The sequence below is a fragment of the Nocardia transvalensis NBRC 15921 genome (genome assembly GCF_000308875.1).
Lineage (GTDB): Bacteria > Actinomycetota > Actinomycetes > Mycobacteriales > Mycobacteriaceae > Nocardia > Nocardia transvalensis.
Window position 1 is genome coordinate 55201 of record NZ_BAGL01000121.1, and the last position, 24726, is coordinate 79926.

Below are 24726 nucleotides of genomic sequence, written 5' to 3' on the forward strand. Positions count from 1 at the left end.
GGTCGCGGCGCAAAAGGCCGGAGCCCCAGCGGATCTGGAACTCCGGCCCGGAATGCGTTCAGGCGGCGGCGGTCTCGGGCACGCGCAGAATCTGCCGCTGCAGCTGTAGTAGCTGCACGGAGGGCCCCAGCCCGAGTTCGCGATCCAGCATGCGGCGCAGCTCGTGGCAGGCCAGCAGCGCGTCGGGCCGCCGCCCGGAGCGGTACGCACGATCTCCTCGCCGGGGATGCCCAGCTGCCTGCCGAGCGAGCGGCGCAGGTGGTAGATGTGCACGCGGACGGTGGTCTCCGGATGGCCGGGCGGTCGCCCGCCCCACAGCGGGCCGAGTACGTGGAACCGTAATTCGTTGCGCGGGAACGCTTCCGATACTTCCATCACCTGAACACCTTCGAGTATGCGACAGTCCCGGGAGGTCGAGAGAACCTTGCCGCTCGATGGCAACACGGCGCCGCGGCCCCGGCAACGCCTCTGCGTCCAATGGAATAGAGACTGCGTCCAAGGATTCCGGTGGTGGGCCGCCCCCGAAAGAACCGTCTTGCGACCTTTCGGAAAGAATCTTTCGGTCTTGACGACCGCGTGGGGCGATACTGTCGAGTAACCTGCGGGGACCGATCGCATTGGGGCGGCGGACCTTCCAGGCTCTCGAGCTCTGCAAGGCCCCTCTACGCCGGGGTAGTATTCGGTCGGGCTCGACGCTGATGTCTGGGATGCCGGGTTCCGGGCGTATAGCGCGAGAGAGGGTGGACACTTATGGTCGGCAGGGGTGCGACAGGCAGATCGGAGCAGAACTCCAGAAACGAGACCGGCTCGTCGACCGATTTTGCGGATCTGTTCACCGCCCGGATACCGGAACTGATCGCACAGTATCGCACTCGTCTCGAAGAGATCAGTAGTCCACTCGTCTCGAATGCCGCGGCGTGGGAACAATGCGAGTTGCAGGCCCGTCGAATCTTCGATGATTGTGTCCGCAGCCTCTCGGCCGGCGCCGCCACGGTCGTCCACATCACCGATGTTTTCGATCTGGGCAGCGAACGGGTCCGCCAGGGCGCCCATCTCACCCATTCCGTGCGCGCCGGCAGCATTCTGTCCGATCTGGCGATGACCGCCCTCGCCGACTGCGCGGATCAGCTCGGCGCGCCGCAGGCGGATCTCTTCGCGGCGTTGCGCGCGTTGCAGCAGGGCATCGGGCTGCGGCTCGAGTCCGGATCCATCGGCTACGACGCCTACCTGCTGCAGCGGGTGCGGGAGGCGCACGAGGAGGGCCGCCGCCGGCTGGCCCGTGAGATCCACGACCACATCGGCAACTCGGTCAGCCTGGCGCTGCGCCAGATCGAACTCTACGAGCTGGAATGCGAACAGGCGGCGGGCGATTCGGCCCCGCAGTCCAAGCATGTCGACGCGGCGAAGGAGGCGATCCTCGAGACCATCGCCCGCAGCCGCGAACTGGTCAGCGAGCTGCGCCGCCCCGGCGTCACCGGATCGCTGGAGACGGCGCTGCGCGGATTCGCCGCCTCGCTGGGCCGGACGGGCGTCCCCCTGCAGATGTGGGTGCGCGGCAGCGACCAGTGGATCCCCGGTTCGGTGACCGAGGAACTGTTCATCATGGTGCGGGAGTGCCTGCGCAACGCCTACACCCACGCGGGCGCGGCCAATGTGGTCGTCCACATCGATATCGCGCCGCACGAGGTCCACGCCGAGATCATCGACAACGGAAAGGGTTTCGACGTGCGGGCCCTGCGTGCCACCGGGCACGGCAACGGCCTGCTCATCCTGCAGGAGCGCTCCGACCTCGTCGGCGGCACGGTGAACATCGACTCCGCCCCCGGCCGCGGCACCCGGGTCACCCTCTGGATCCCGATCGCTCAGGAGCGCCCCACCGCATGAGTCAGAACCCGATTCGCATTCTCGTGGCCGACGATCACACGCTGCTGCGCGAGGCGCTCTGCGATCTGCTGCGCGCGGAACCCGATTTCGAGATCGTGGGCCAGGCCGGGACGGGAACCGCGGCGCTGCGGCTGGCGGTCGAGCACAACCCCGACGTGCTGCTGCTGGATCTCGAGATGCCCGAGAGCAATCCGCCGGAGACGGTGCGCCTGCTGCTGGCGCACGACCCGGCGCTGCGGATCATCGTGCTGAGCATGCACGACGCCCAGCAGCTCGTACAGCAGTTGCTGTCGCTCGGCGTCCGCGGCTACCTGCACAAGGGCGCCGGGCGGCAGACCCTGGTCTCGGCGATCCGGCAGTCGGTCGGCGACGGGCCGCAGACGGTCACGCTGTCGGTCTCGCCGGAAAGCCTGCGCGCCCGCGCCGAGGAGCAGGAGGACCCCAGCACGCTGTCGTCGCGCGAGCGCGAGGTGCTGGTCCTGGTCGCCGAGGCGCTCAGCAATCGTCAGATCGCGACCCGGCTCGGCGTCACCGAGGCCACCGTGAAACGCCACCTGCGCAACATCTTCACGAAACTGGAGGCCGTCTCCCGGATCGACGCGGTCAACCGGGCGGTCGAGCGGGCCCTGATCTCGCGGCAGCGCAGCGGATCACCGGAGGGCGCCCGCATCTGGCGGTGACTCCGCCGCGGGGTGGCGGAATTCGATCATCCGGCCGGAGATGTCGCCCCCGCCCTCCGACACCAGGAACTCCACCATCGACGCGGTCTCGTTCTCGGCCGCGACGCAGCAGTCCGGCCGGGGCCGCGTGCCGGATTCCGCACCGTGCCGGGCGCAGTTGATCTCGGTGACAACGGTATTCACCCGCACGCCCCGCGGCGCGAGTTCTCGCGACAGGGTCTCGGTCATCGCGTGCAGCGTCTCGCGAACCACCAGATCGTCCGGCCGCTGCCGCACCGAGGTATCGCTCTGCGCCAGATTGACGATCCGGCCGCTGCCGGATTCGGCCAGGTAGCGCTCGGCCGCTCGGCTGACCAGCAGCGGCGCCCGCAGCCGGGCGTGCACCACCGAACCCCAGTCCGGCAGTTCCGTCGCGATGCCGGCGCGCCCCGGGAACGGCGCGTTCACCACCACCTGCGGCGGTCCCAGCGATTCGGCGACGCGCAGGACGGTCGCCTCCGCCTCGTGCAGGTAGCGCAGGTCCGCGCCGAAGGCCCAGAGCCCGGCCCGCGCGGGGCCGACGGTATCCAGGGAACTGTCACACCACGACGCCCGCAGATCGACCACCGCGATGGTGAAGTCGCGCCGCGCCAGCCTGCGCACGACCGCCGCGCCCAGGCCGCCTCCCCCTCCGGTCACGATGGCCACCCGCTCTCGGCCATCCGCCATGGCAACGCTCCTTCCGGAAAGAATTCATGCGGGGTCCCTCTCGTCGCCACCCGACCGTCCGCGCACGAGCGCTCACCCTACGCGATCATGGTGGTCGGCAGACCCGCCGCGGATACGAATACCGCGAAAGTTGTATTTCGCGGCCGAGGCACTACCACTTTCCATATCCCGCAACGCATACCGACGACGCGTCACTACTCCCTTCAACACACTCGGCACGTCTTTTCGACACGACAGGAGTACCGCATTCGATGAATATCCGGCAAGTCCACAGCGGCATAACGTAATGCGATATGCAGATGGGTATCGCATCGATTCACATACCGACCGGTAGAACGGCATGGTCCGAAATCACGCGCTGGTCCAGGGATTTCGTCCAGGAGTCCCGGATTTCCGTCCAGATCATATTCCACATTCGATTCTGCACCGCGGTCGTGCTCGGGACGTCGATTCTCGACGGCCGGGTCGCGGCCGCGGCCCTGGCCTGGTTGCTGGCCACGCTCGCGATATACGTGTTCAACGGCGTCATGGATGTGACCGAGGATCGGGCGAACGGCTCGACCCGGCCGATCAGCCGCGGTTCGCTGCCGGTCCCGATCGCCGCGGGCGGGGTGGTCGCGGCCGGTGCGCTCGCGCTGGCCATCGGCGGCGTCGTCGACGCGGGCGGGTGGCTGCCGGTGCTGATCCTGGCCTACCTGGCCTGCGGTTACGCGTACTCCGGCGCGCCCGTCTTCGGTAAGCGGCGGGGAAGTACGGCGATGCTGCTGGTGCTGGGCATGGGTGTGCTGACCTACGTCGCCGGCTGGCAGGCCGCGGGCCGGGAGGGCGGCCTGCCCGTGCTGCTGCTCGGTACCGCGATGTCGCTGTGGATGGCCGGCGTCGGGGCGCTGTCCAAGGATCTGTCCGACGCGGAGGGCGATGCGGCCGGTGGGCGCCGGACGCCGGTCATCCGCTGGGGCGACACCCGGGTTCGCGTTCTGATCACCGCCAACGCCGTGCTCATCGGCGGTGGATACCTCGCCGCGGCACTGTTTTTCGCGCCGATCCTGATCCCGTCCGCGCTCACCCTCGTCGCCGGTGCGCTGGCGGTGGGTGTTCTCGCCGCCACCAGCCGCCACGCGGTCGGCCGCGACGGCCGCCGCCGCACCTATCGCGGCTTCATGGTCACGCAGTACGCCGTGCACATCGCCGTGCTCGCCACCCTGCTCCTGGAAGGTCTGTGATCGGCCGCCCCGCAACCTTTTTCACTTGTCTCGATAGGCGACCGCGTCGGCGAGGGCGAGCAGTTCCTCGTGCCAGCCGGGTTCGAGGTCGGCATCGGCGAGTGCCGCGCCGCCCCGGGCGACCAGCTCGCCGATGTGCTTCTCGACCTCGCGGGCGGTATCGGAGTCGAGCAGGGCCTGCTGGAGCCGGGCGGGGGCCGCGTCGGGCGCGTCGATCAGGGCGCGGACGGCGGGGTCCCGCTCGATCGCCAGCGACAGCACCAGGGTCATCTTGTGCCGCTCGAGGTCGAGCTGCGCCGGCTTGCCGAGAGTGTCCGTGTCGCCGAACATGTCGAGCAGGTCGTCCCGCAGCTGGAAGGCCTCGCCGACCGCCAGGCCGTAGGCCTCGAACGGCGCCGACAGATCGGAGCGGCCCGCCACCAGGGCGCCGATGAGCAGCGGGCGGTGGATCGTGTAGTTACCCGACTTCAGCTGCGCGATCGTCCGCGACAGCCGGGGATTGCCGGAGTATCGGGCGGCCGCCACCACATCGAGGTGCTGGCCGACCATCAGCTCCGCGCGCACGTCGCCCCAGGCCGCCGTCGCGGCGGGCATCGCGTCGGCCATGAAGATGTCGGCGTAGACGAGCGCGAGATCCCCGGCCAGCACCGCGACACTCTCGCCGAACCGCGGCGATTCGCCCTGCCAGCCACGCGACCGATGGAGTTCGGAGTACTTCACGTGCACCGTCGGCGCGCCACGCCGGACCGCCGACTCGTCGAAGACGTCGTCGTGGATGAGGGCGCTGGCGTGCAGGAATTCGAGCGCGACCGCCGCCGAGACGATCGCGTGCCCCTCGGGATCGCCACCGGCCGCGAGATATCCGCTGAGGCAGAACTCCGGCCGCACCCGCTTACCGCCGGCCCGCATCAGGTCGGCGATCGACTCGATCGTCGCACCCGCCTCCGGATCGACCGCGTACCAGCGCTTGTACTCCTTCTCCAGGAACTCCAGCGCCGCGGTCTCGGCGCGTTTCATCATCTCGTTCCGGACGTCCCGCACGGAGACGATGTCGGCTGCCACGGACATGTCGCAGCACCACCTTTCACGATGGGAGGCTTCGTTCAGTCGGCGAGTTGTTCGGCGGGCAGTTCGGCCAGGCGGCCGCGCAGGATCTTGCCCGAACCGTTGCGGGGAATCTCCGGGACGACGACGACATCGCGCGGGACCTTGTACCGGGCCAGCTGCGATTTCACGTAGCCGCGGATCTCGTCCGGGTCGACGGTGGCCCCCCGGTGCGGGACGACGAATGCCCGCAGGCGCTGGCCGAAGTCGGGATCGTCCACGCCGACGACGGCCGCGTCGCCGATATCGTCGCGGTCGGCCAGCAGGTTCTCCACCTCGACCGGATAGACGTTCTCGCCGCCGGACACGATCATGTCGTCGCCGCGGCCGTCGATGAACAGCAGGCCGGACCGGTCGAAGTGGCCGATGTCGCCGGTGGAGATCATCCCGGCGCGGCGGTCCTTGTCCCGGCCGTCGGTATAGCCGCCGAAGCTCAAACCGTTGGCGACGTGGATGATTCCGGGCTCGCCCGGCGCGGTGACCTCGCGGCCCTCGGCGTCGAACAGCGCGACCGTGACCCCGACCGGGGGACGCCCGACCGTGCCCGGCGCCCGGCGCAACTCGGCCGGCGTGGCCACCGAGACCGCGGCCACCTCGGTGGCGCCGTAGTTGTTGTAGAGCACGTCGCCGAAGGCCGCCGCGGTGCGGGCGGACAGCCCGGGCGAGATCGCCGACCCGCCGCTGGCGATGATGCGCAGCGACGAGACATCGTGCCGGGCAAGGACATCGGGACCGAGGTCCAAGATGCGGCCCAGCATGGTGGGGACGAGGATCAGGGTGTCGGCGCGGTGGCGGGCCACACTCGCGAGGGTGGCCTCCGCGTCGAATTTGCCGCGGCCGAACACCACCGTCTTGCCCAGCGACAGGGCCAGGGTGAACTGGCCCAGGCCGGTGGCGTGGAACAGCGGCGCGGCGACCACCATGGCGCCGCCGCGGGTGAGCGGCACGCGATCCAGCAGCTGCGCGGACTGTAGCGGCGAGATCTTCGTGCGCACAGCGCCCTTCGGCGTCCCGGTGGTGCCGCTGGTGAGCAGCACCAGGCCCCCGGCCTCGGCGGGCAGCGGCAGCGGATCGGGCGCGTTGGCGGCGATCAGCTCGTCGACCGACGGCGTGCCGTCGGCGGGCGGGCGGCCGTCGTCCCACGTCCGGAAGCGCGTCACCGACGGCGGGAGAGCGGTTGCGGCGGAGGCGAATTCGTCGTCGTGGAACACGACGGTGACACCCTCGCGGTCGGCGACCTCGCGCAGCTGCGGCCCGGCGAATCCGGTGTTCATGATGACCACGCGGACGCCGAGCTTCCCGGTCGCGATCATGGCCGCGACCGCGCCGCGATGGTCGCGGGCGAGGATGCCGGCGATGTCGCCGGGGCCGATGCCCGCCGCGGCCAGCCCGCGGGCCAGCGCGTTCGACTGCCGCTCCAGCGCGCCGTAGCTGAGGGTGCCGCGGGGGTCGACGAGGGCGTGCCGGTCCGGCTCGTACCGGGCGGTGTAGTTGATCATGGCCGGGAACGGGCCGCAGCGGGCCGCGATCTTCGCCGACCGCGCATCCGCCGCGAGGCGCAGCGGGTGGACGAAGCCGCGCTTGACGAGGACGCCGAGTGAACGGAGCAGCTGGACGGTCGGACCGAGGTTCATGACAGCACCAGCGCCAGCGCCAGGCCGAGACCCACCGCGTCGATGCTGCGGAATCCGAGGACGACGGCGCGCTGCGTCTCGTCCTTGATCAGACCGGCGCGAATCTGCAAGGCGCGCAGCACGATCGCGGGTACGACGCATACCAGCAACCACGGGTTCAGCGAGCCGACGACGAACGGCGCGACGAGCAGCGCGAGGCTCAGCACCGACAGCACCCCGATCAACGCCCGGTAGATGGTCGACGGGACGACCGCCGCGAGGGTGCGCCGGCCGGCGGCCAGGTCGCCGACCCGGTCGCCGAAGTTCGCGTAGGTGACCACCAGCAGCATGCACACGCCGATCAGCAGTCCGATCAGCAGCGAATCGGTGGACCAGTGCCGGGCGATGAGCCAGACCGGGCCCAGCACCTCGGCGGTGTTGACGAGGAAGATCACGAACTCGAGGCCGCCCGGACGGTAGCTGAACTGGAACAGCCACGAGTACTGCACGGCGATGGCCACGACCAGGAACCAGCCGGCCAGGAACAGGATCGGCACGTCCCCGCCGAGCGGAATCAGCAGGGCCAGACCGGATCCGAAGGCGATCAGCCCCGTGACGATGCCGAAGCCGATGGCCTCCTTCTCCGAGAGCATCCCCGACAGCAGCGGCTTGTTGGACTTCGGCAGGTGGCCGCCGGCGGCGTAGTTCTGCGCGTCGCTGCCGTCGCGGAATCCGACGACGTCGTCGGCGGCGCAGGTCGCGATCTTCATCGCGTACATGCCGATCAGCACCAGGCCCAGCGCGACGGCCGTGCCGGGGCGGCTGACCGATTCGTGGGCCAGCAGCAGCACGGCCAGCAGCCACGCGTAGAAGTGGTGGTAGACCCGGAGCTTCCCCAGACGGAAGTAGGCGCCGGCCTTCTCGCCGAACGAGATCCGGGTGGACGGAATGGCGTCAGTGGTCATATCGAGTCCCTGATGAGGTGAGAGCCGCTATCGGCCCTGCTGCGAAATCACTTGCGACAGCTTGGAACGCTGGATCTTTCCGGTGACCGTCCGCGGGAAGTCCCGGAAGTCGAGGACGACCGGCGGGGCCAGCTGCGGCAGGTCCGAGACCGCCGAACGCCATGCCGTATCGCGAAATGGCCCGTCGCGCAACGCGACCACCGGTACGGCACGCCGATCCTGTTCCAGCACAATGGCTTCCAGCAGCCACGGCATGCGGGTCAGCAGCAGGTCCTCCATCGCGACGGCGCTGGGTACGGTGGTCAGCCGCTCGACCTGGCGATCGATCAGGACCAGCTCGCCGAGGCGGGTGCGGCGGCCCCAATCGCCGGTGTCCCACCAGCCGTCGGCGTCGAGGTTGGCCTCGGCCGCCTCGCGCCGGTTGATGTAGGTCTGGAACTGCCCCGCCGAGCGGACCTGGATCCGGCCGGCCGTGCCCGCCGGGACGGGCGTGCCGTCGGGGCCGACGATGCGCGCCTCGGAGTAGCCGGGCGCGGTCCACCCGGCGCGGTGCCCGGTGGGGACGCGGCCCCGGCGGCGGCCGAAGCGGCCGGTGAGCCCCTTGAGGTGCACCTTGGCGGAGATGCCGCCGAGTTCGGACTGCCCGTACGCCTCGAGGAAGGAGGCGAGCCGGTACCCGCTGCCCGCGAGCAGCCGCCGCACGGTGCCGGGATGGATGACGTCGAACGTGCTCACGTAGTGCCGCACCGAGGCCAGAGTTCCGTTGTCGGCCAGGTGTTCCCACTGCATGAAGGTGTTCGGGTGCGTCTCCAGGTAGATGGGCCGGTAGCGCCGCACGTACTCGCCGACGGACTCCGCGGAGTGGTCCGACAGCACGATCAGCGGCACATTGCGGCGCAGCGCGCAGAGCAGCCCGGACACGGTGCGGAAGTGCACGGGGGAGACCGCCACGGCGGCGTAACCGCGCAGCCGGCCGAGAATGGCGAACACCTCCTGGGCATAGCCCTGGTGATCGGTCGCATTCCTGGTGTACTGCACCAGCTTCGGGACGCCGGTGGTGCCCGAGGTGTGGGTGACGATGTAAGGGGCGGTGCCCGGCATCGAGACGGCGGTGGTGCGCCGCGGGGCGGTATCGGCAAGCTGGGCGGCGAGTTCCGCCCAGTCGTCGACCCGGCGCAGGGTGGCGATCTGCTCGCACTTGTCCCGGCGGTCGTCGGTGGTGACGATCCGCTCGATCGTGACGGGTTCCAGCATGCGGCCGAGGGTTTCGGCATCGATTCCGGGACTGATCAGGACCGGCACGCCGCCGACGGCGGTGAGGCCCGCGATGACGACCATGATGTCCAGCGGGGCGTCCAGCCAGACGGCGCAGTAGTCGCCGGGGCGGACCCCGGCGTCCTCGAACAGGGTCGCCGCGCGCGTCGCGGCATCGGCGATATCGGTCAGCGTCACCCGGTCGTCGACCACCCGCACGGCCTCCGCCGGATGATCGCTGATCCACGGCCGGGAATTCGGCGCGATCTCGACCAATTGGTCGTAGATGAGTTTGTGGTTGCGAGTCATACTGTCACTCACATTTCGTATCGGGCGGAGAGGATTTCTCAGAGTGTATGGTCCGGTTTCGGAACCGGGCAATGATTCCGCGATGACAATATCCGGGTAGTTCTTGACAACACCCTGTCAGCAATACTCTGCTATACCGGCGTCGTATCGGGCGGAGATAAATTTACCTCGACCCGGCGGTGGGTCCATTATCCGATCGGCCGCCCGTCCCTGTTCGATAATCTTGTGAACTGAGTGTGGTGAATCGAATGATCGAACCGCAGAATGCCCCGGATTCCGGGGCGCCGCGGGTCGCGCTGGTGACCGGCGCGGCGGGCGGCATCGGTCGTCGCCTCGTGTATCGGCTGGCGAGCCAGGGCACGGCGGTCGTCGCCGTCGACCGGGCCGCCGACGCGTCCAAGGAGTTGCGGGCGATGCCCGGCCAGGTGTCGATCGTGCAGGGCGACGTTGCCGACCCGTGGGATGTCGAACGCTTCGTCAGCGAGGCCGAGCGCGATGTGGGCCCGATCGATTACCTGGTCAACGCGGTCGGCGTGCTGCGCGTCGGCGCCACGGTCGACCTGACGGAGACCGAATTCGAGGAGACGTTCGCGGTCAACACCACCGGCGTCTTCCTGGTGACCCGGGCCGTGGTGGCCCGGATGATCCCGCGCCGGCGCGGGGCGATCGTGACGGTGTCCTCCAATGCCGCGCACACCCCGCGCGCGTCGATGTCGGCGTATTCGGCGTCGAAGGCGGCCGCGACGATGCTCGCGAAATGCGCGGCGCTCGAGGTGGCGAAATACGGGATCCGGTGCAATGTCGTGTCCCCGGGTTCGACGAATACCGACATGCTGCGGGTGAGCTGGGCGGACGAGGATCGTTCCGACGCCACGATCGCGGGCGTTCCCGAACAATTCCGGCTCGGTATCCCGCTCGGCCGCATCGCCGATCCCGACGACATCGTCGACGCCGTGGAATTCCTGTTGTCCGACCGGGCCCGGCACATCACGATGCAGGAGCTCACCGTGGACGGCGGTGCCACCCTCGGCAGCTGAGTTCCCGTTCCGACAGAGCAGAGGAGTCTTGATGTTCGGTGGAATTCCCGACGTCATTTCGTACGACATTCCGTCCCCGGACGAACTGCCGGAGAATATCGTCGACTGGACCGTCGATTCCCGTCGGTCGGCGCTGTTGATCCACGATATGCAGAACTACTTCCTGCGCCCGCTGCGCGCCGGCGGTTCGCCCTACGCCGAACTGGTGACGAATATCGGGCTGCTGCGTGCGGCCTGCCGGCACGCCGGCGTGCCGGTGGCCTACACCGCGCAGCCGGGCGGGATGACCCGCACCGAGCGCGGGCTGCTGCGGGACGTCTGGGGCGACGGCATGACCACGGACGAGACCGATCGCGCCGTGCTCACCGAGCTGACGCCGGGCCCCGGCGACCGGGTGTTCACCAAGTGGCGCTACAGCGCGTTCCACGCCTCCGGACTGCTCGAGCACCTGCGCGAGCTGGGTCGCGACCAGCTGATCGTGTGCGGGGTCTACGCCCACGTCGGAGTCCTGGTGACCGCGTGCGAGTCCTACTCCCACGACATCGAGACCTTCCTGGCCGCCGATGCCGTCGCCGACTTCACCGCCGAGGACCACCGCATGACCCTCGCCTACGCCGCCGCGCGCTGCGCCATGGTGCGCACCACCGCCGACCTGGTGGCGGGCGTTCAGGCAGGCGACGCCGCCTCGAGGGTGGGCGTCTGAGATGGCGCTGCTGGAAGGTCTACTCGCCGACCCAGGACAGCCCTTCGCGTTGGTGCAGCGGTCGGGTGCGGGCGACATCGATGTGCTGCGGGGCGAGTTCACCGAACTGGCCGGGCTGGACGAAGTGGAAACGGCCGCAACGGATTCGGAGCTGCTCGTCCTGGTCCCGTACCGGCAGATCGTCGAGCGCGGGTTCCCCTGCAACGACGATCACGCGCCCCTGCTCGCGATGGTGGTGCGCGAGCACGAGACCGCCGACCGTGACCAGGTGCTCGAGGCGCTCGGCCCGGAGGTGGTCGGCCCCGGTTCGATCGATGCGGTCGAGTTCCGGTTCGACGTCTCCGACGAGGACTACCGCGACATCGTGCGGGCGGTGCTCGCCGACGAGATCGGCGCCGGCGCCGGATCGAACTTCGTGATCAGCCGGTCGCTGATCGGCGCGCTGGGCCCCGACCATCTACGGCTCGCGCTGGGTCTGTTCCGCCGCTTGCTCAGCGGCGAACGCGGCGCGTACTGGACCTATTTCGTGCACACCGGCACCCGCACCGTCGTCGGCGCGAGCCCGGAGGCCCACGCGCAGCTGGAGAACCGGACGGTGTCGATGAATCCGATCAGCGGCACCTACCGGTACCCGCCGGAGGGGCCGACGGTGCCCGGACTGCTGGACTTCCTCGCGGACGAGAAGGAGAACGACGAGCTGTTCATGGTCGTCGACGAGGAACTGAAGATGATGTCCGCGCTGTGCCCCGCGGGCGGCACGGTGGCCGGGCCGTACCTCAAGGAGATGGCGCACCTCGCCCACACGGAGTACCTGCTGAGCGGCCGGACGGACGCCGGCGTCGCGGAGGTGTTGCGCGAGACCATGTTCGCGCCCACGGTGGTCGGCAGCCCGCTCGAGAGCGCCACGCACGTCGTGGCGCGCTACGAGGCGGGCGGGCGCGGCTACTACAGCGGCGTCATCGCGCTGGTCGACCGTGATCCGGCCGGTGCGGTGCGGATGGATTCGGCGATCCTGATCCGGACGGCCGTGATCGACGCCGCGGGCACGGCCCGCATCGGCGTGGGCTCGACGCTCGTGCGGAATTCGGATCCGATCGGCGAGATGCACGAAACCTATGCCAAGGCACAGGCTTTGATCAACGGGTCGGCCGGCGCCGGGCGGCCGGATCTCGCCGGTCGGTCCGCCGTGGCGGCGGCGCTGGGCAGCCGCAACGCCATCGCCTCGCAGTTCTGGTTCGCCGAGGCGGACGCCCGGCGCATCGGCGCGGCGGCGGCGACGCGGGGATCGGTGCTGCTGATCGACGCGGCCGACAACTTCACCGCGATGCTCGCGAGCATGCTGCGCTCGCTAGGCCACGCCCTGACGATCGCGGGATTCGACGACGAGGTCGACCCCCTCGACTACGATCTGGTCCTGCTCGGGCCGGGGCCCGGCGACCCGGCCGACCCCGACGATCCGCGCATCGGTGCGATGCGGCGCTGGGTCGATACTTTGCTGGCTACCGACATACCGTTCGCGGCAGTCTGCCTGAGCCATCAGATCCTCTGCGCCGCACTGGGTCTCGACATCACCCGGCTGGACCGGCCGAATCAGGGTGTGAGCCGAGAGATCTCGCTGTTCGGGGTGCCGGTGCGGGCGGGCTTCTACAACACCTACGTCGCCCGCAGCGCCGCCGATTCGGTGGACAGCCGGCTCGGCCCGGTCGAGGTCAGCCGCGACCCGGAGACCGGCGAGGTGTACGCGCTGCGCGGGGAGCGCTTCGCCTCGGTGCAGTTCCACGCCGAATCGGTGCTGTCACAGGACGGTCCGGCGGTGCTGGCGGCCGTGGTCGGCGGGCTCATCGCGCGGCCGACCGCGGTGCCCGACCGGCCGCCGGTACTGCTCGGGGATCCGGTGAGCGCCCGTGGGTAGCAACCCCGTCCGGCGGGCGGCCGAGCGGATCGCGCACGTGCTGAATCAGCCCGCCCCCGTGCGCCGTGCGAAATACGAGGAGCGGATCGCCGGCAAGCGGGTCCTGATCACGGGGGCGTCGTCGGGAATCGGCCGCGCCACCGCGCTCGCGGTGGCCGCGGCCGGCGCCGAGGTCGTGCTGGTGGCCCGGCGGGAGCTGGAATTGGTGCAGCTGCGCGACGAGATCCGCGCGCGGGGCGGGCGGGCGATCCACCACGCCTGCGACCTCACCGATGACGCCGATATCGACCGGCTGGTGCATCGGGTGCGCGAGATCGGCGCGGTCGACGTCCTGGTCAACAATGCGGGCAAATCCATTCGCCGCCCGCTGACGAAATCGTTCGACCGGCTGCACGACTTCCGGCGCACGATGGGGATCAACTATTTCGGCCCGGTCCAGCTCACTCTGGGCCTGCTGCCCGCCATGCTGGAATCCGGCCGCGGCCATATCGTCAATGTCGGGACCTGGACGGTGCCCACCGGAACGTCGCCGCGCTTCTCCGCCTACCACAGTTCGAAAATGGCGCTCACCGGATTCGGCCGATGCCTGGATTCCGAATTGTCGGGAAAAGGGGTCGCGGTCACCACGATTCACTTTCCGCTGGTGCACACGGCCATGAGCGCCCCGACGCCGGAATATCGGAAAGTGCCGGGACTCACGCCGGAGGAAGCCGCGGAATGGATGCTCACGGCACTGCGCCACCGGCCCGTACAGGTGATTCCGAGATATGTCCCCATCCTGCGCGCCATTCATCGGACAGCGGGTCCGCGCACCGTGGGTCGTGTCCTGTTGAAGTGGGGCTGACCAGTGCGAACGGCTGTCCGGAACGCGTGTGACAAGGAGATGCTATGGAATTGTGGCGGGTCACATAATTAGCCTTCGTGGAGTGGGGTTCATCCAGCTCTCGTGTCCCGGTGGGACATTATTCAGAAAGGGCATCACAGCGATGCGACGCACTGGGCGACTCATGGTCGCGACAATGGCTTGCGCGGCGGTGATCTGGCCGGGATTCACCGGTACCGCCACGGCAGAATCCCCGGTCCGGGCCGCCTCCTGCGGCACGCCGCTGGACGCCGGCGAGATCGCGACGATCAGGGCACTGTCGGATACGGAGACGGTGGCCGCCACCGAGCCGATCCAGCGGCTGGAGGAAGTCGCGGACCGCAACCACCGCATCTCGGAAATCCTTGTCGCACACGGTGACCGGCGCGGACTGTTCGCCCTCATGGACGATATCGCGGACCGGGTCACGGTGCTGCCGCTGCTGCGGGCGGGCGACGGTCTGACCGATCCGGCACGCCAGGCGGAGTTCTATCTCGGCAACTACGACAGCTGGCTGGGCGCCCTGCACGCCGATTTCACCGGCGTGCCCGTATCCCGTTATTGGACACGCTATTTCGACCTCGCCGCCGAATGCTCGGAATCCGCCGCCTACACGGCGATGGTCGGCTACAACGCCCATATGAGCGTCGACATTCCGCGGTCGCTCGCGGATGCCGGTGTCGGCGTGGCGGATCGGTCCGATTATTTCCGGCTCCTGGACGCCATCGCCGTCAACAGCTCGCTGCTCGTCGACACCACCAAGGCGGCCTACAACGCCGATGTCGGCCCGCTGTGGCGGTTCTACTTCTTCGGCGAGGGCCTGGATCGGGTCACCGGTCCCGGAGTGGGTTCCAAGGCGCTGCTGCGGGGCGCGCTCACCGGCATCAACGCGGCCAATCTGGCCAACGGCATCGGCTTGGCCGACCCGGCCGCGCGGGGCGCCACGAACGGCGTCGTCGACGCCCAGTGGGCGGCCGTCGACGGTGTGCTCGCCGCCCTCACCCGTGCGCACGGGCTGTAGTTATCCGAACGTCTGCGAAGAAGAGATGCGAACCATGAAGACTGCCACGCCATTCCGCCTCCTCGCCGCCGCCTCCGTGTGTGCCGCCTCGGCCCTGCTGGGCGCGGCCGCCCCGGCCGCCGCCGACGACGCCCCCGAAGGCAAGTCCTTCGTGGCGATCGGGGATTCGTACTCGACCAACGGCAATATCGTCTACTCCCTCGGCTTCGGCTACGGCGGTGACAAGCACTGCGAGCGCTCGGCCACCTCCTGGCCGACCCAGCTGTCGCAGCAGATGGGCCTGGCGAGTGACGATGTGGTCGACGTCTCCTGCCTGGGCGCCTCGCTGGCCACCCCGCCGCACTACACCGCCTCCTACATGGCCAAGCTGGCCGCGAACGCCGGCGCCTTCGGCCCGCGCACCCGCCTGGTGACGATTCAGCTGGGCCAGAACGACGTCTGGAACAGCGACAACCACCAGCGCATGCTGGACGCCGAGGTCACCTGCCTGAACAACTTCGTTCAGGGCTGCGGCCGGGACGCCGGCGTGGACGGGCGCGCGCCCGACGCCCGCAACGTCGGCGGCGACCAGTACGCGAAGTGGGCAAAGCCGGTCGTCGACTACGTGCACTACTACGCCCCGAACGCGCAGGTCATCTTCGTCGGCTACCCCACGATCGCCGAGCGCGGCAACCCGCAGTGGTGCTGGAGCACCCCGGTGGGCCGCATGACCCAGCCGCAGGCCGGGGCCATGACCGACTTCGCCGATCGCGTCGACGACGCGCAGCGCGAGGCTGCCGATCAGTTGGGCGTGGGCTTCTTCGACACCCGGGCGCACACGGCCGGGCACGGCGCCTGCGCCGCCGACTCCTGGGTCAACGGTTACTTCGACGCCAGCCGGGAGTTTCTCGGCATCCCGTTCCACCCGACCGTCCACGGCGACGCGGTGGTGGCCGGCGGGATCAAGCAACAGTTCGGACTGTGATGACGGAAACCACTGACGAAACTTCTTCCGCGGCAACGGTTCCGCTGCGCTGGGTCGGGCCCGTCAAGATCTCCGGCAATGTCGCCGAGGGCCTGATCGAGATCCCGCTCGCCACCTACGAGTCGCCGCTGTGGCCCTCGGTCGGGCGCGGCGCCAAGGTCTCCACGCTGTGCGAGCGCGGCATCGTGGCCACGCTGGTGGACGAGCGGATGACGCGGTCGGTGCTGCTCGAGGCCGACGACGCCGGCACCGCGCTGGCCGCGGCCCGCCAGCTCACCGACGAACTGCCCCGGCTGCGCGAAATCGTGTCCGAGTGCAGCCGGTATGCCGACCTGATCGCGCTGCACCACCAGATCGTCGGCAACCTGCTGTTCCTGCGGTTCGAATACACCACCGGCGACGCGGCCGGCCACAATATGGCGACCCTGGCGTCGGACACGCTGCTCGCGCACATCGTGGCGACCGTGCCGGGCGTGGGCTACGGCTCGGTGTCCGGGAACTTCTGCACCGACAAGAAGGTGTCCGCGGTCAACGGAATCCTCGGCCGCGGCAAGAATGTCGTCGCGGAACTGCTGATCCCGCGCGAGGTCGTGGAGCAGCGGCTGCGCACGACCGCCGCGCGCATGGCCGAACTCAACATGCGCAAGAATCTGATCGGCACCATGGTCGCGGGCGGAATCCGCACGGCCAACGCCCATTACGCGAATATGCTGCTGGGCGTCTATCTGGCGACCGGGCAGGACGCGGCGAATATCGTCGAGGGCTCCCAGGGCATCGTGCACGCCGAGGACCGCGACGGGGACCTCTATTTCTCCTGCTCCATACCGAATCTCATCGTCGGCACCGTGGGCAACGGCAAATCGCTGGACTTCGTCGAGGCGAATCTGGCGCGCCTGGGGTGCCGCGAGAACCGGGAACCGGGCGGCAATGCCCGGCGACTCGCGGTGATCACCGCCGCCGCCGTGCTGTGCGGGGAGCTGTCGCTGCTCGCCGCGCAGACGAATCCCGGGGAACTGATGCGGACGCACCTCCGCTTCGAACGCACGGCATCAGAGAAGGACAGGGCCAATGACAGTGCCTATCGGAATCCATGACATCGCCTTGGCCACCGGCCATTACGCCATGGACCTGGCCGAATTGGCGCGACACAACGGCGTGGACGTCAACAAGTACTACATCGGCCTGGGGCAGACCTCCCAGACCGTCACGGCCACGGACGAGGACATCGTCACCATGGCCGCCACCGCCGCCCGGCAGATCGTCGCGCGGCACGGCGTCGACGGCATCCGCACGGTGCTGTTCGCCACCGAGACCGGCATCGATCAGTCCAAGTCCGCCGCGGTCTATGTGCAGGACCTGATCGGCCTGCCCGCCGCGACGCGGTCGGTCGAACTCAAGCAGGCGTGCTACGGCGGCGCGTCGGCGCTGCAACTGGCGGCGGGCATCGTGGCCCGCGATCCGGAGCAGCGCGTGCTGGTGATCGCGAGCGATATCGCCACCTACGATCTCGACTCGGGCGGCGAGGCGACCCAGGGCGCGGCGGCGGTCGCCATGCTGGTCTCCGCTGATCCGGAGATCGCGGTGCTGGACGAGACCGTCGGCCTGTACACCGCCAACGTGCAGGACTTCTGGCGGCCCAACTACCGGTCCACGCCGCTGGTCGACGGGAAACTGTCGATCGGCGCGTACCTCGAGGCCGTCGAACAGGCCTGGAAGGATTACGAGGCGCGCGGCGGCAGCGGCGTCGGCGACTTCGCGGGTTTCTGCTACCACCAGCCGTTCACGAAGATGGCCCACAAGGCCCACACCCGGCTGCTGGAGCTGAAGGGGATCGAGGCCACCGCGGCCCGGCTGCACGCGGACCTGGCGCCGACCACGATCTACAACCGGGCGATCGGCAACAGCTACACGGCGTCGCTGTTCGTCGGATTCGTCTCGCTGCTCGACCATTCCGACGATCTCGCCGGCCGATCGGTGGCGATGTTCAGCTACGGATCGGGGTGCGTCGCCGAATTGTTCTCCGTGACACCGGTTTCCGGCTACCGCGAGCACCTGCGGACCGCGGGCAACCGCGCGTCGATCGCCGACCGCGAGCCGATCTCGTACGAGAGGTACCGCGCCCTGCGCGATTTCGCGCTGCCGCAGGACGGGACGGATCTGGCGCTCGCCGTGGCGAGCCGCGGTCCGTTCCGGCTCAGCTCCGTCTCCGGGCATTCGAGAATCTACGGCGCCGCGCATACGCGGTGAGGGAGATGGACATGCAGTGGGTACCCCGTAGTGTGCTGGAATCGCCCGCCCCGCCCGACCTCGCCGACAGGGAGGCCGGGTGCGGCCGGGCGAGCGCCAAACTCATCCTGTTCGGCGAGCACGTGGTGCTGTACGGCAAACCGGCGATCTCGCTGCCCGTGCCGTCGCTGCCGGTGACCGCCGAGGCCCGCCGCTGGGACGGCCCGGTCGTGGTCCGATCGTCGCCCCTGGACACCGGCCGGTCCACCCCGGCCGCGCCCTCGCGCCGGGACGCCTCGGCGCTGACCCGCCTCGCCGTCTCGGTGGTGTGCGAGAACCTCGGCCTTCCCGACGACGGGCTGTTCGTCAGCGTCGACAGCGGTATCCCGGCGGGCCGCGGCTTCGGCTCGAGCGCGGCGAGTTCCGCGGCGATCATCCGGGCGGTGGCCGGGGTGTCGGGGCGGACGCTGGACCACGACACCATGTTCGCCCTGATCCAGCGGTCGGAGGCGTTCGCGCACGGCAAGGCCAGCGGCGTGGACGCGCGCACCGTGATCAGCGCCGGCGGCCCGATCTGGTTCCAGGGCGGCGCGGCCACACCGCTGACCGTTCCCACGGGCGAATCCGCTCCGGTCCTGGTGGTGGCCGACACCGGCGTGTACGGCAGCACCCGCGAGGCGGTAGCGCTGGTGCGCGAGCGCGTCACCGAACTCGGGACCGCGGGCCAGGACCTGCTCGACCGCGCGGGCACGATCACGAGCGCCGCCGCCACGGACCTGACCGCCGCCCGGTTCGCCGCCCTCGGCGAGAAGATGACCGCGGCCCACGACATCCTCGCCCAGCTCGGCGTCAGCTGCCCCGAGATCGAGACCCTGGTCGCCGCGGCCCTCGACGCGAACGCCCTCGGCGCCAAACTCTCCGGTGGCGGCCTCGGCGGCTGCGTCATCGCCCTCGCCGCCGACCCCGAGGCCGCGGTGCGCCTCGAGGGAGCCCTCGCCGCGGCGGGCGCCCAACGCTGCCACACCGTACCGTTGGGTCCGATATGACCGGGACTACCGCGACTGCCTATCCGAATATCGCGCTCATCAAGTACTGGGGGAAGCGGGACGAGAGGCTGCATCTGCCTGTGACGAGCAGCCTTTCGCTGACGCTCGGTGTTTTCGCGACCGTGACGACCGTGACGATCTCGGAGGAACTGCCTGCGGATGAGGTCTCCCTCGGCGACGAACCCGCGCCGGCGGACTTCGCCGCCAAGGTCAGCGGATTCCTCGATCTGGTGCGGGAATCGGCGGGGGATCGGCGACGGGCGCGGGTGCATACCGTCAACACCGGGCCCACCGGGGCGGGGCTGGCGTCGTCGGCCTCCGGATTCGCGGCGCTGGCCGTCGCGGCGGCGGGCGCCTACGGTCTCGACCTCGATCGCCGCGCCCTGTCGCGGCTGGCGCGGCGCGGGTCCGGCAGCGCCTCGCGATCGATCTACGGCGGCTTCGTCCAGTGGCAGCGCGGTGAGGGGCTGGGCGAGGAGGGGGATCTCAGCAGCTTCGCCGAGCCGGTCGAGGCGCCGCTGCTGGATCCCGCACTGGTCGTCGCGCTGGTCGATGCCCGGGAGAAGCCGATCACCAGCCGCGCGGCCATGCGGCGCACCGTCGACACCTCGCCGTTCTACCGGCCGTGGGTGGACTCCAGCGCACAGGATCTCCGCGATATGCACACCGCGCTCGCGGCCGGGGACCTCGCGGGGGTGGGTGAGATCGCCGAGCGCAACGCGCTGGGCATGCACGCCACCATGCTCGGCGCCCGCCCGGCCGTACGGTACTTTTCGCCGGGGTCGATGCGGGTGCTCGACCGGGTGCTCGAACTCCGCGCCGAGGGCGTACTCGCCTACGCCACCATGGACGCCGGGCCCAACGTCAAGGTCCTGTGCGACCGGCGCGACGGCGACCGCGTGGCCGCCGCGTTTGCCGAAACCGGTGCGGCGCAACGGGTTCTGGTGGCCGCGCCCGGCCCGGGCGCGGCGCTCGTCGGAGCGGATGCCCATGATCAGCGTTGACGTCCCCGGCAAGCTCTACATCGCCGGTGAGTACGCGGTCCTGGAGCCGGGCGGTGCGGCGGTGCTGGTGGCGGTGGATAGGTATCTGACCGTCTCGGTGGCAGTGACTCCGGCGTTCGCCGGAGAAGAACATGACCATCGCTCCGGACGGCGTGAGCACCACCTCCCCACGGCACCGGTGCGGACGGTCACCACGTCCCGCATCGGGAACGAACGCGTGCAGCTCGTGCGGCGGGGGTCGGAACTTGTTGCGGCGGTGCGTGATCCGGATACTGCTGCCGCATTGAGGCATGTGATTGCCGCGGTCGATCTGGTGGAGACATATGCCGTCGAGCGAGGGCGGGCGGCGCTCGGGTTCCACCTCGAGGTCCGATCCGAGCTGGACGAGGCGGCTACCGGTCGCAAGTTCGGGCTCGGATCCTCGGGGGCGGTGACCGTCGGCGTCGTCCGGGCGCTCACGCGGGCATACGAGTTCGACCTCGACGAGGATGCGCTGCTGCGACTGGCGCTGCTGGCGGCCTTCACCGTGGATCCGCGGTGTTCGGGCGGAGATGTGGCGGCGTCCATGCTCGGCGGCTGGGTCGCCTACCGCGCGCCGGACCGGCCACGGATCGCCGAACGCCGCGCGCGCCCCGGCGCCCGGCTCGCCGAACTGGTGGACCGGCCGTGGCCGCAGCTGTCGGCGCGGCGCGTGCCGGCGCCCCGCGAGTTGCTGCTGGAGGTGGGCTGGTCCGGAACGCCGGCCACCTCCAGCGGGCTGGTCGAGAAACTGCGCGCCGGCGTCGCGGGGGACGCGTCCGCGTACGGCCGCTTCGTCTCCGGCAGCAACGCCTGCGTCGCGACCCTCGTCGCCGCCCTGGAATCCGGGGACGACGCCTCGGTCGTCACATCCGTCGCCACCGCCGGTGCGCTGCTGCGCGCGGTGAGCGGCCTGGCCGGGGTGGTCGTCGAGACCGCCGCGCTGGCCGCGCTGCGCAGCGTCGCCGAGGCGCTCGGCGCGGTCGCGAAGACGTCCGGCGCCGGCGGCGGCGACTGCGGCATCGCCCTCGTCGCGCCCGCCGACGCCCCCGGACTGCGGCACCGATGGCGGGCCGTCGGCATCACCCCACTCGAACTGCAAGTGCACCAACCGTTTTCACTGAAGGGACAGTGCCAGTGACATCTGTGGCAGAGACTTACGGCAGCCGTAAGGACGATCATGTGCGGCTCGCCGTGGAGCAGCACGACCAGCGCGGCGCCGGCCACGGGGTGAACCAGTTCGACGAGGTGCGCTTCGTTCACCACGCCCTGGCGGGCACCTCCGAGGACGCGGTGTCGCTCGCTACCGAGGTCGCGGGGATCGAGTGGCCCGTGCCGCTGTACATCAACGCCATGACCGGCGGCAGCGCGCGCACCGGCGAGGTCAACAAGGGTCTGGCGATCGCGGCGCGGGAGGCCGGGGTGCCGATCGCCTCCGGATCGATGAGCGCCTACCTCCACGAACCCTCCGTCGCCCCGACGTATCGCGTGCTGCGCGAGGAGAATCCGGACGGGTTCGTCATCGCCAATGTCAACGCCAACGCGACGCCGGAGATGGCGCAGCGGGCGGTGGACCTGATCGAGGCCGACGCGCTGCAGATCCACATCAACACGATCCAGGAGATCGTCATGCCGGAGGGCGACCGCGACTTCTCGGCGTGGCCCCGGCAGATCGCCCGGCTGGCCGAGGCCCTCGACGTGCCGGTGATCGTGAAGGAGGTCGGCTTCGGCATGACGCGGGCCGCCGTCGAGCGCGTCGCGGACCTCGGGGTGTCGATCGTCGACGTATCCGGCCGCGGCGGAACCAATTTCGCCACGATCGAGAACGCCCGGCGTCCCGGCCGGGACTTCGCCTACCTCGGCGACTGGGGACAGTCGGCGCCCGCCTGCCTCGTCGATTCCGGTGCGGCGGCGCGGCGCGGCGGGGTGGCCCTGCTGGCTTCCGGCGGGGTCCGGCATCCGCTGGACGTGGTGCGCGCGCTCGCCCTGGGCGCGCGGGCGGTCGGCGCGTCGGGACAGTTCCTGTCCGTCCTGGAGGCGCACGGCGTCGATGCGCTGGTGTCGACGCTCGTCGACTGGATCACCCAGATCCGCCAGCTGATGGTCGTGCTCGGCGCGTCCACCGTGTCCGATCTGACGCGTACGGATGTGCTGCTGACCGGCGAGTTGGCCGAATTCTGCCGGTTGCGCGGCAATGATCCGGGGGAGTTCGCGCGCCGCGCCGGATGAAATTGCGGGCGGTTTCCCGACGACCTGCCTACCTCCTTCGGATAATTTTCAGCAGCATTCGCCGCGGCTAGGCTGACTACCGGACCGCAACGAATCGAGCAGGCTGAAGGAGAATTGTCATGAAGGCCATCATCGTGTGCACCTCGGTGTCGCATGGCAACACGAAGAGGATCGCCGATGTGCTGGGCCAGGTCCTCGAGGCCCGCGTCGTCGAACCCGAACAGGTCGATGTGGCCGAGCTGTCCACCTACGATCTCGTGGGATTCGGCTCGGGGATCTTCAACATGGCGTTTCATCCCCGGTTGCGCGAGTTCGTGAAATCGCTGCCGCAGGAGCAGCGTCACAAGGCGTTCGTCTTCTCCACCAGCGGCCTGCCCGAGCCGGCGTTCCGGCGCTACACCAGCGGCCTGGCCAAGCAGCTGGAGCAGAAGGGTTTCGAGGTCGTGGACACCTTCTCCTGCCGCGCCTACGACACCTACCTGCCGTTCAAGCTCGTCGGCGGTATCCGGAAGGGCCGCCCGGACGCCTCCGACCTGGAAGCGGCGCGCACCTTCGCCGAGGGCCTGCGCACCCGTATCGCCGCCTGACCGCCGGGCGGGTCCGTCCCAGCCGCGTCACCGCGCCGGCCCGATTCGTCGGGGGACCGGTCGCGGTACGCGGCTGTCGTTTTTCTGCCGGCGATAGTGAAACGAAAGTGTGCGAAGTGCGGCGCGATCGCGGGCTTTTATACGAGTGATGAGCCGAACCGTTTGTGACCGGCATCACGCTTGACCGGATCTTTCGAAAAGTGTCACGCTATTGGGGCGGCACAGCTGTGTCCACATTCAACCAATTCCCTTGCGTAACACGGTGTACGACATCGATTCCACCGTTGTTCACGTATTCGCTACGCATTCTTTCACCGCGGCCTCGCGCCGTTGTTTTCCAGTGCAGGTCGAAGGGTTTCTACCGGAATGAATACTGATATGGCGATCGCCACCACGCGTTTCGACCTGGACGATCGGCGCACCCTGAGCATCAGCCAGCTGCTGTCGCCCGCCGAGGTGCGGCGCGGCCACCTGATCGACGACACGCTGGCCGCGGTCGTGCGGACGGGGCGGCGGGACACGGTCGACGTGCTGACCGGTGTCGACGATCGCCTGATGGTGATCGTGGGCCCGTGTTCGGTGCACGATCCGGAGGCGGCGATCGATTACGCGCGCCGGTTGGCCGCGAAGGCCGCGGAGGTGTCGGATCGCCTGCACGTGGTGATGCGGGTGTACTTCGAGAAGCCGCGTACCACGCTGGGGTGGAAGGGCCTGATCAACGACCCGCATCTGGACGGGACCTTCGACATCAACACCGGTCTGCGGGTGGGGCGTCGGCTGCTGGTGGATATCACCGCACTCGGACTGCCGGTGGCGTGTGAGTTCCTGGATCCGATTACGCCGCAATACATCGCGGATCTGGTGTCCTACGGCGCGATCGGCGCGCGGACCGCGGCCAGTCAGGTGCACCGGCAGCTTGCGAGCGCGCTGTCGATGCCGGTGGGTATCAAGAACGGCACCGACGGTGATGTGCAGGTGGCCGTGGACGGCGTGCGGGCGGCGGCGGCCAGCCATGTGTTCCCCGGTACCGATCTGGACGGCCGGTCGGCGTTGATCCACACGACCGGAAATCCCGACTGCCACGTGATTCTGCGGGGTGGCAGTACCGGCCCGAACTACGACGCGGCCTCGGTGGCGGAGGCGTGCATCCGGCTGGAGAAGGGGTCGCTGCCGCAGCGGGTGGTCGTGGACGCGAGCCACGGCAACAGCAACAAGGATCACACCAAGCAGGTCGATGTCGTCACCGATATCGCCGAGCGGCTGGCCACGGGGGACCGCAGTGTCGTCGGCCTGATGATGGAGAGCTTCCTCGTCGCGGGCCGCCAGGATCTCACCCTCGGCCGGGCCACCGATCTCACCTACGGCCAGTCCATCACC

At 69.5% G+C, this 24726-nt stretch carries 23 protein-coding genes; 17 read left to right on the plus strand and 6 right to left on the minus strand.

Annotation, left to right across the window (positions count from 1 at the left end; genetic code table 11):
• Positions 1–58: 58 nt before the first annotated feature.
• A complete protein-coding gene (locus ON41_RS43685) occupies positions 59–748 on the minus strand; it encodes a BTAD domain-containing putative transcriptional regulator (protein ID WP_083905791.1) in 690 nt (229 codons plus the stop codon).
• A 185-nt stretch (positions 749–933) separates the two neighbouring features.
• Here ON41_RS43685 and ON41_RS32215 point away from each other — a divergent pair, with 185 nt between their 5' ends.
• Entirely contained in the window at positions 934–1884 is a 951-nt protein-coding gene (locus tag ON41_RS32215) for a sensor histidine kinase (RefSeq protein ID WP_246460867.1), read from the plus strand.
• The gene (locus ON41_RS32220; protein WP_040751938.1) at positions 1881–2564 is read left to right on the plus strand and encodes a response regulator; all 684 of its coding nucleotides are present in this window, start codon (positions 1881–1883) and stop codon (positions 2562–2564) included. The genes ON41_RS32215 and ON41_RS32220 overlap by 4 nt, the downstream gene beginning before the upstream one ends.
• Here the strand turns inward: ON41_RS32220 and ON41_RS32225 are convergent.
• Positions 2535–3272 carry an SDR family NAD(P)-dependent oxidoreductase gene (locus ON41_RS32225; protein WP_083905792.1) on the minus strand — a complete coding sequence of 246 codons (738 nt, stop codon included), beginning with the start codon at positions 3270–3272 and terminating at the stop codon, positions 2535–2537. The genes ON41_RS32220 and ON41_RS32225 overlap by 30 nt on opposite strands.
• A 434-nt stretch (positions 3273–3706) precedes the next feature.
• Between ON41_RS32225 and ON41_RS32230 the strand changes: the two genes are divergently transcribed.
• Positions 3707–4495: a UbiA family prenyltransferase gene (locus tag ON41_RS32230; protein WP_051162981.1), complete on the plus strand. Its 789-nt coding sequence runs from the start codon at positions 3707–3709 to the stop codon at positions 4493–4495.
• Between the two features lie 21 nt (positions 4496–4516).
• On the opposite strand, the gene ON41_RS32235 is transcribed toward ON41_RS32230, so the two are convergent.
• The 4 genes from ON41_RS32235 to ON41_RS32250 are packed head-to-tail and all read right to left on the minus strand — an operon-like array spanning position 4517 to position 9740.
• Positions 4517–5563 carry a polyprenyl synthetase family protein gene (locus tag ON41_RS32235; protein WP_040751940.1) on the minus strand — a complete coding sequence of 349 codons (1047 nt, stop codon included), beginning with the start codon at positions 5561–5563 and terminating at the stop codon, positions 4517–4519.
• Between the two features lie 35 nt (positions 5564–5598).
• Positions 5599–7233, minus strand: a complete 1635-nt coding sequence (locus tag ON41_RS32240; RefSeq protein WP_040751941.1) for an AMP-binding protein — start codon at positions 7231–7233, stop codon at positions 5599–5601.
• Complete coding sequence (locus tag ON41_RS32245; RefSeq protein WP_040751942.1) at positions 7230–8177, minus strand: UbiA family prenyltransferase; 948 nt, start codon at positions 8175–8177, stop codon at positions 7230–7232. Before ON41_RS32245 ends, ON41_RS32240 begins: the two co-directional genes overlap by 4 nt.
• 27 nt (positions 8178–8204) lie before the next feature.
• The gene (locus ON41_RS32250; protein WP_040751943.1) at positions 8205–9740 is read right to left on the minus strand and encodes an AMP-binding protein; all 1536 of its coding nucleotides are present in this window, start codon (positions 9738–9740) and stop codon (positions 8205–8207) included.
• A 248-nt stretch (positions 9741–9988) separates the two neighbouring features.
• Here ON41_RS32250 and ON41_RS32255 point away from each other — a divergent pair, with 248 nt between their 5' ends.
• From ON41_RS32255 to ON41_RS32320, 14 genes are all read left to right on the plus strand, one after another.
• A complete protein-coding gene (locus ON41_RS32255; protein WP_051162983.1) occupies positions 9989–10777 on the plus strand; it encodes a 2,3-dihydro-2,3-dihydroxybenzoate dehydrogenase in 789 nt (262 codons plus the stop codon).
• Between the two features lie 31 nt (positions 10778–10808).
• Positions 10809–11480 carry an isochorismatase family protein gene (locus tag ON41_RS32260; protein WP_040751944.1) on the plus strand — a complete coding sequence of 224 codons (672 nt, stop codon included), beginning with the start codon at positions 10809–10811 and terminating at the stop codon, positions 11478–11480.
• A gap of 1 nt (position 11481) precedes the next feature.
• Complete coding sequence (locus ON41_RS32265; RefSeq protein ID WP_051162985.1) at positions 11482–13392, plus strand: anthranilate synthase family protein; 1911 nt, start codon at positions 11482–11484, stop codon at positions 13390–13392.
• Positions 13385–14236, plus strand: coding sequence for an SDR family NAD(P)-dependent oxidoreductase (locus tag ON41_RS32270; RefSeq protein ID WP_083905793.1), 852 nt, complete (start codon positions 13385–13387; stop codon positions 14234–14236). Before ON41_RS32265 ends, ON41_RS32270 begins: the two co-directional genes overlap by 8 nt.
• A gap of 175 nt (positions 14237–14411) precedes the next feature.
• Entirely contained in the window at positions 14412–15275 is an 864-nt protein-coding gene (locus ON41_RS41980) for a DUF5995 family protein (protein WP_040751981.1), read from the plus strand.
• A 34-nt stretch (positions 15276–15309) separates the two neighbouring features.
• Complete coding sequence (locus ON41_RS32280; protein ID WP_157185704.1) at positions 15310–16239, plus strand: SGNH/GDSL hydrolase family protein; 930 nt, start codon at positions 15310–15312, stop codon at positions 16237–16239.
• The gene (locus ON41_RS32285) at positions 16239–17333 is read left to right on the plus strand and encodes a hydroxymethylglutaryl-coenzyme A reductase family protein (protein WP_083905795.1); all 1095 of its coding nucleotides are present in this window, start codon (positions 16239–16241) and stop codon (positions 17331–17333) included. Before ON41_RS32280 ends, ON41_RS32285 begins: the two co-directional genes overlap by 1 nt.
• Positions 17308–18486, plus strand: a complete 1179-nt coding sequence (locus tag ON41_RS32290) for a hydroxymethylglutaryl-CoA synthase (protein WP_040751946.1) — start codon at positions 17308–17310, stop codon at positions 18484–18486. The genes ON41_RS32285 and ON41_RS32290 overlap by 26 nt, the downstream gene beginning before the upstream one ends.
• A gap of 11 nt (positions 18487–18497) precedes the next feature.
• Complete coding sequence (mvk, locus tag ON41_RS32295; RefSeq protein WP_157185705.1) at positions 18498–19511, plus strand: mevalonate kinase; 1014 nt, start codon at positions 18498–18500, stop codon at positions 19509–19511.
• Positions 19508–20515 (plus strand): diphosphomevalonate decarboxylase, encoded by a 1008-nt coding sequence (mvaD, locus tag ON41_RS32300; RefSeq protein ID WP_040751947.1) that lies wholly within the window; start codon positions 19508–19510, stop codon positions 20513–20515. Before mvk ends, mvaD begins: the two co-directional genes overlap by 4 nt.
• The gene (locus tag ON41_RS32305; RefSeq protein ID WP_040751949.1) at positions 20502–21674 is read left to right on the plus strand and encodes a phosphomevalonate kinase; all 1173 of its coding nucleotides are present in this window, start codon (positions 20502–20504) and stop codon (positions 21672–21674) included. The genes mvaD and ON41_RS32305 overlap by 14 nt, the downstream gene beginning before the upstream one ends.
• On the plus strand, positions 21671–22762 hold the full coding sequence (fni, locus tag ON41_RS32310; protein WP_306307798.1) for a type 2 isopentenyl-diphosphate Delta-isomerase: 1092 nt from the start codon (positions 21671–21673) through the stop codon (positions 22760–22762). Before ON41_RS32305 ends, fni begins: the two co-directional genes overlap by 4 nt.
• 119 nt (positions 22763–22881) lie before the next feature.
• A complete protein-coding gene (locus ON41_RS32315) occupies positions 22882–23349 on the plus strand; it encodes a flavodoxin family protein (RefSeq protein ID WP_040751952.1) in 468 nt (155 codons plus the stop codon).
• Between the two features lie 366 nt (positions 23350–23715).
• A partial coding sequence (locus tag ON41_RS32320; RefSeq protein ID WP_040751987.1) for a 3-deoxy-7-phosphoheptulonate synthase occupies positions 23716–24726 on the plus strand: 1011 nt, incomplete at its 3' end.

Excerpts from the sequence above, each read along its gene's own strand:
- ON41_RS32220 (WP_040751938.1), top strand. The coding sequence starts at position 1,881 with ATGAGTCAGAACCCGATTCGCATTCTCGTGGCCGACGATCACACGCTG.
- ON41_RS32225 (WP_083905792.1), bottom strand. The coding sequence starts at position 3,272 with ATGGCGGATGGCCGAGAGCGGGTGGCCATCGTGACCGGAGGGGGAGGC.
- ON41_RS32235 (WP_040751940.1), bottom strand. The coding sequence starts at position 5,563 with ATGTCCGTGGCAGCCGACATCGTCTCCGTGCGGGACGTCCGGAACGAG.
- ON41_RS32240 (WP_040751941.1), bottom strand. The coding sequence starts at position 7,233 with ATGAACCTCGGTCCGACCGTCCAGCTGCTCCGTTCACTCGGCGTCCTC.
- ON41_RS32245 (WP_040751942.1), bottom strand. The coding sequence starts at position 8,177 with ATGACCACTGACGCCATTCCGTCCACCCGGATCTCGTTCGGCGAGAAG.
- ON41_RS32250 (WP_040751943.1), bottom strand. The coding sequence starts at position 9,740 with ATGACTCGCAACCACAAACTCATCTACGACCAATTGGTCGAGATCGCG.
- ON41_RS32255 (WP_051162983.1), top strand. The coding sequence starts at position 9,989 with ATGATCGAACCGCAGAATGCCCCGGATTCCGGGGCGCCGCGGGTCGCG.
- ON41_RS32260 (WP_040751944.1), top strand. The coding sequence starts at position 10,809 with ATGTTCGGTGGAATTCCCGACGTCATTTCGTACGACATTCCGTCCCCG.
- ON41_RS32265 (WP_051162985.1), top strand. The coding sequence starts at position 11,482 with ATGGCGCTGCTGGAAGGTCTACTCGCCGACCCAGGACAGCCCTTCGCG.
- ON41_RS41980 (WP_040751981.1), top strand. The coding sequence starts at position 14,412 with ATGGCTTGCGCGGCGGTGATCTGGCCGGGATTCACCGGTACCGCCACG.
- ON41_RS32280 (WP_157185704.1), top strand. The coding sequence starts at position 15,310 with ATGAAGACTGCCACGCCATTCCGCCTCCTCGCCGCCGCCTCCGTGTGT.
- ON41_RS32285 (WP_083905795.1), top strand. The coding sequence starts at position 16,239 with ATGACGGAAACCACTGACGAAACTTCTTCCGCGGCAACGGTTCCGCTG.
- ON41_RS32290 (WP_040751946.1), top strand. The coding sequence starts at position 17,308 with ATGACAGTGCCTATCGGAATCCATGACATCGCCTTGGCCACCGGCCAT.
- mvk (WP_157185705.1), top strand. The coding sequence starts at position 18,498 with ATGCAGTGGGTACCCCGTAGTGTGCTGGAATCGCCCGCCCCGCCCGAC.
- mvaD (WP_040751947.1), top strand. The coding sequence starts at position 19,508 with ATGACCGGGACTACCGCGACTGCCTATCCGAATATCGCGCTCATCAAG.
- ON41_RS32305 (WP_040751949.1), top strand. The coding sequence starts at position 20,502 with ATGATCAGCGTTGACGTCCCCGGCAAGCTCTACATCGCCGGTGAGTAC.
- ON41_RS32315 (WP_040751952.1), top strand. The coding sequence starts at position 22,882 with ATGAAGGCCATCATCGTGTGCACCTCGGTGTCGCATGGCAACACGAAG.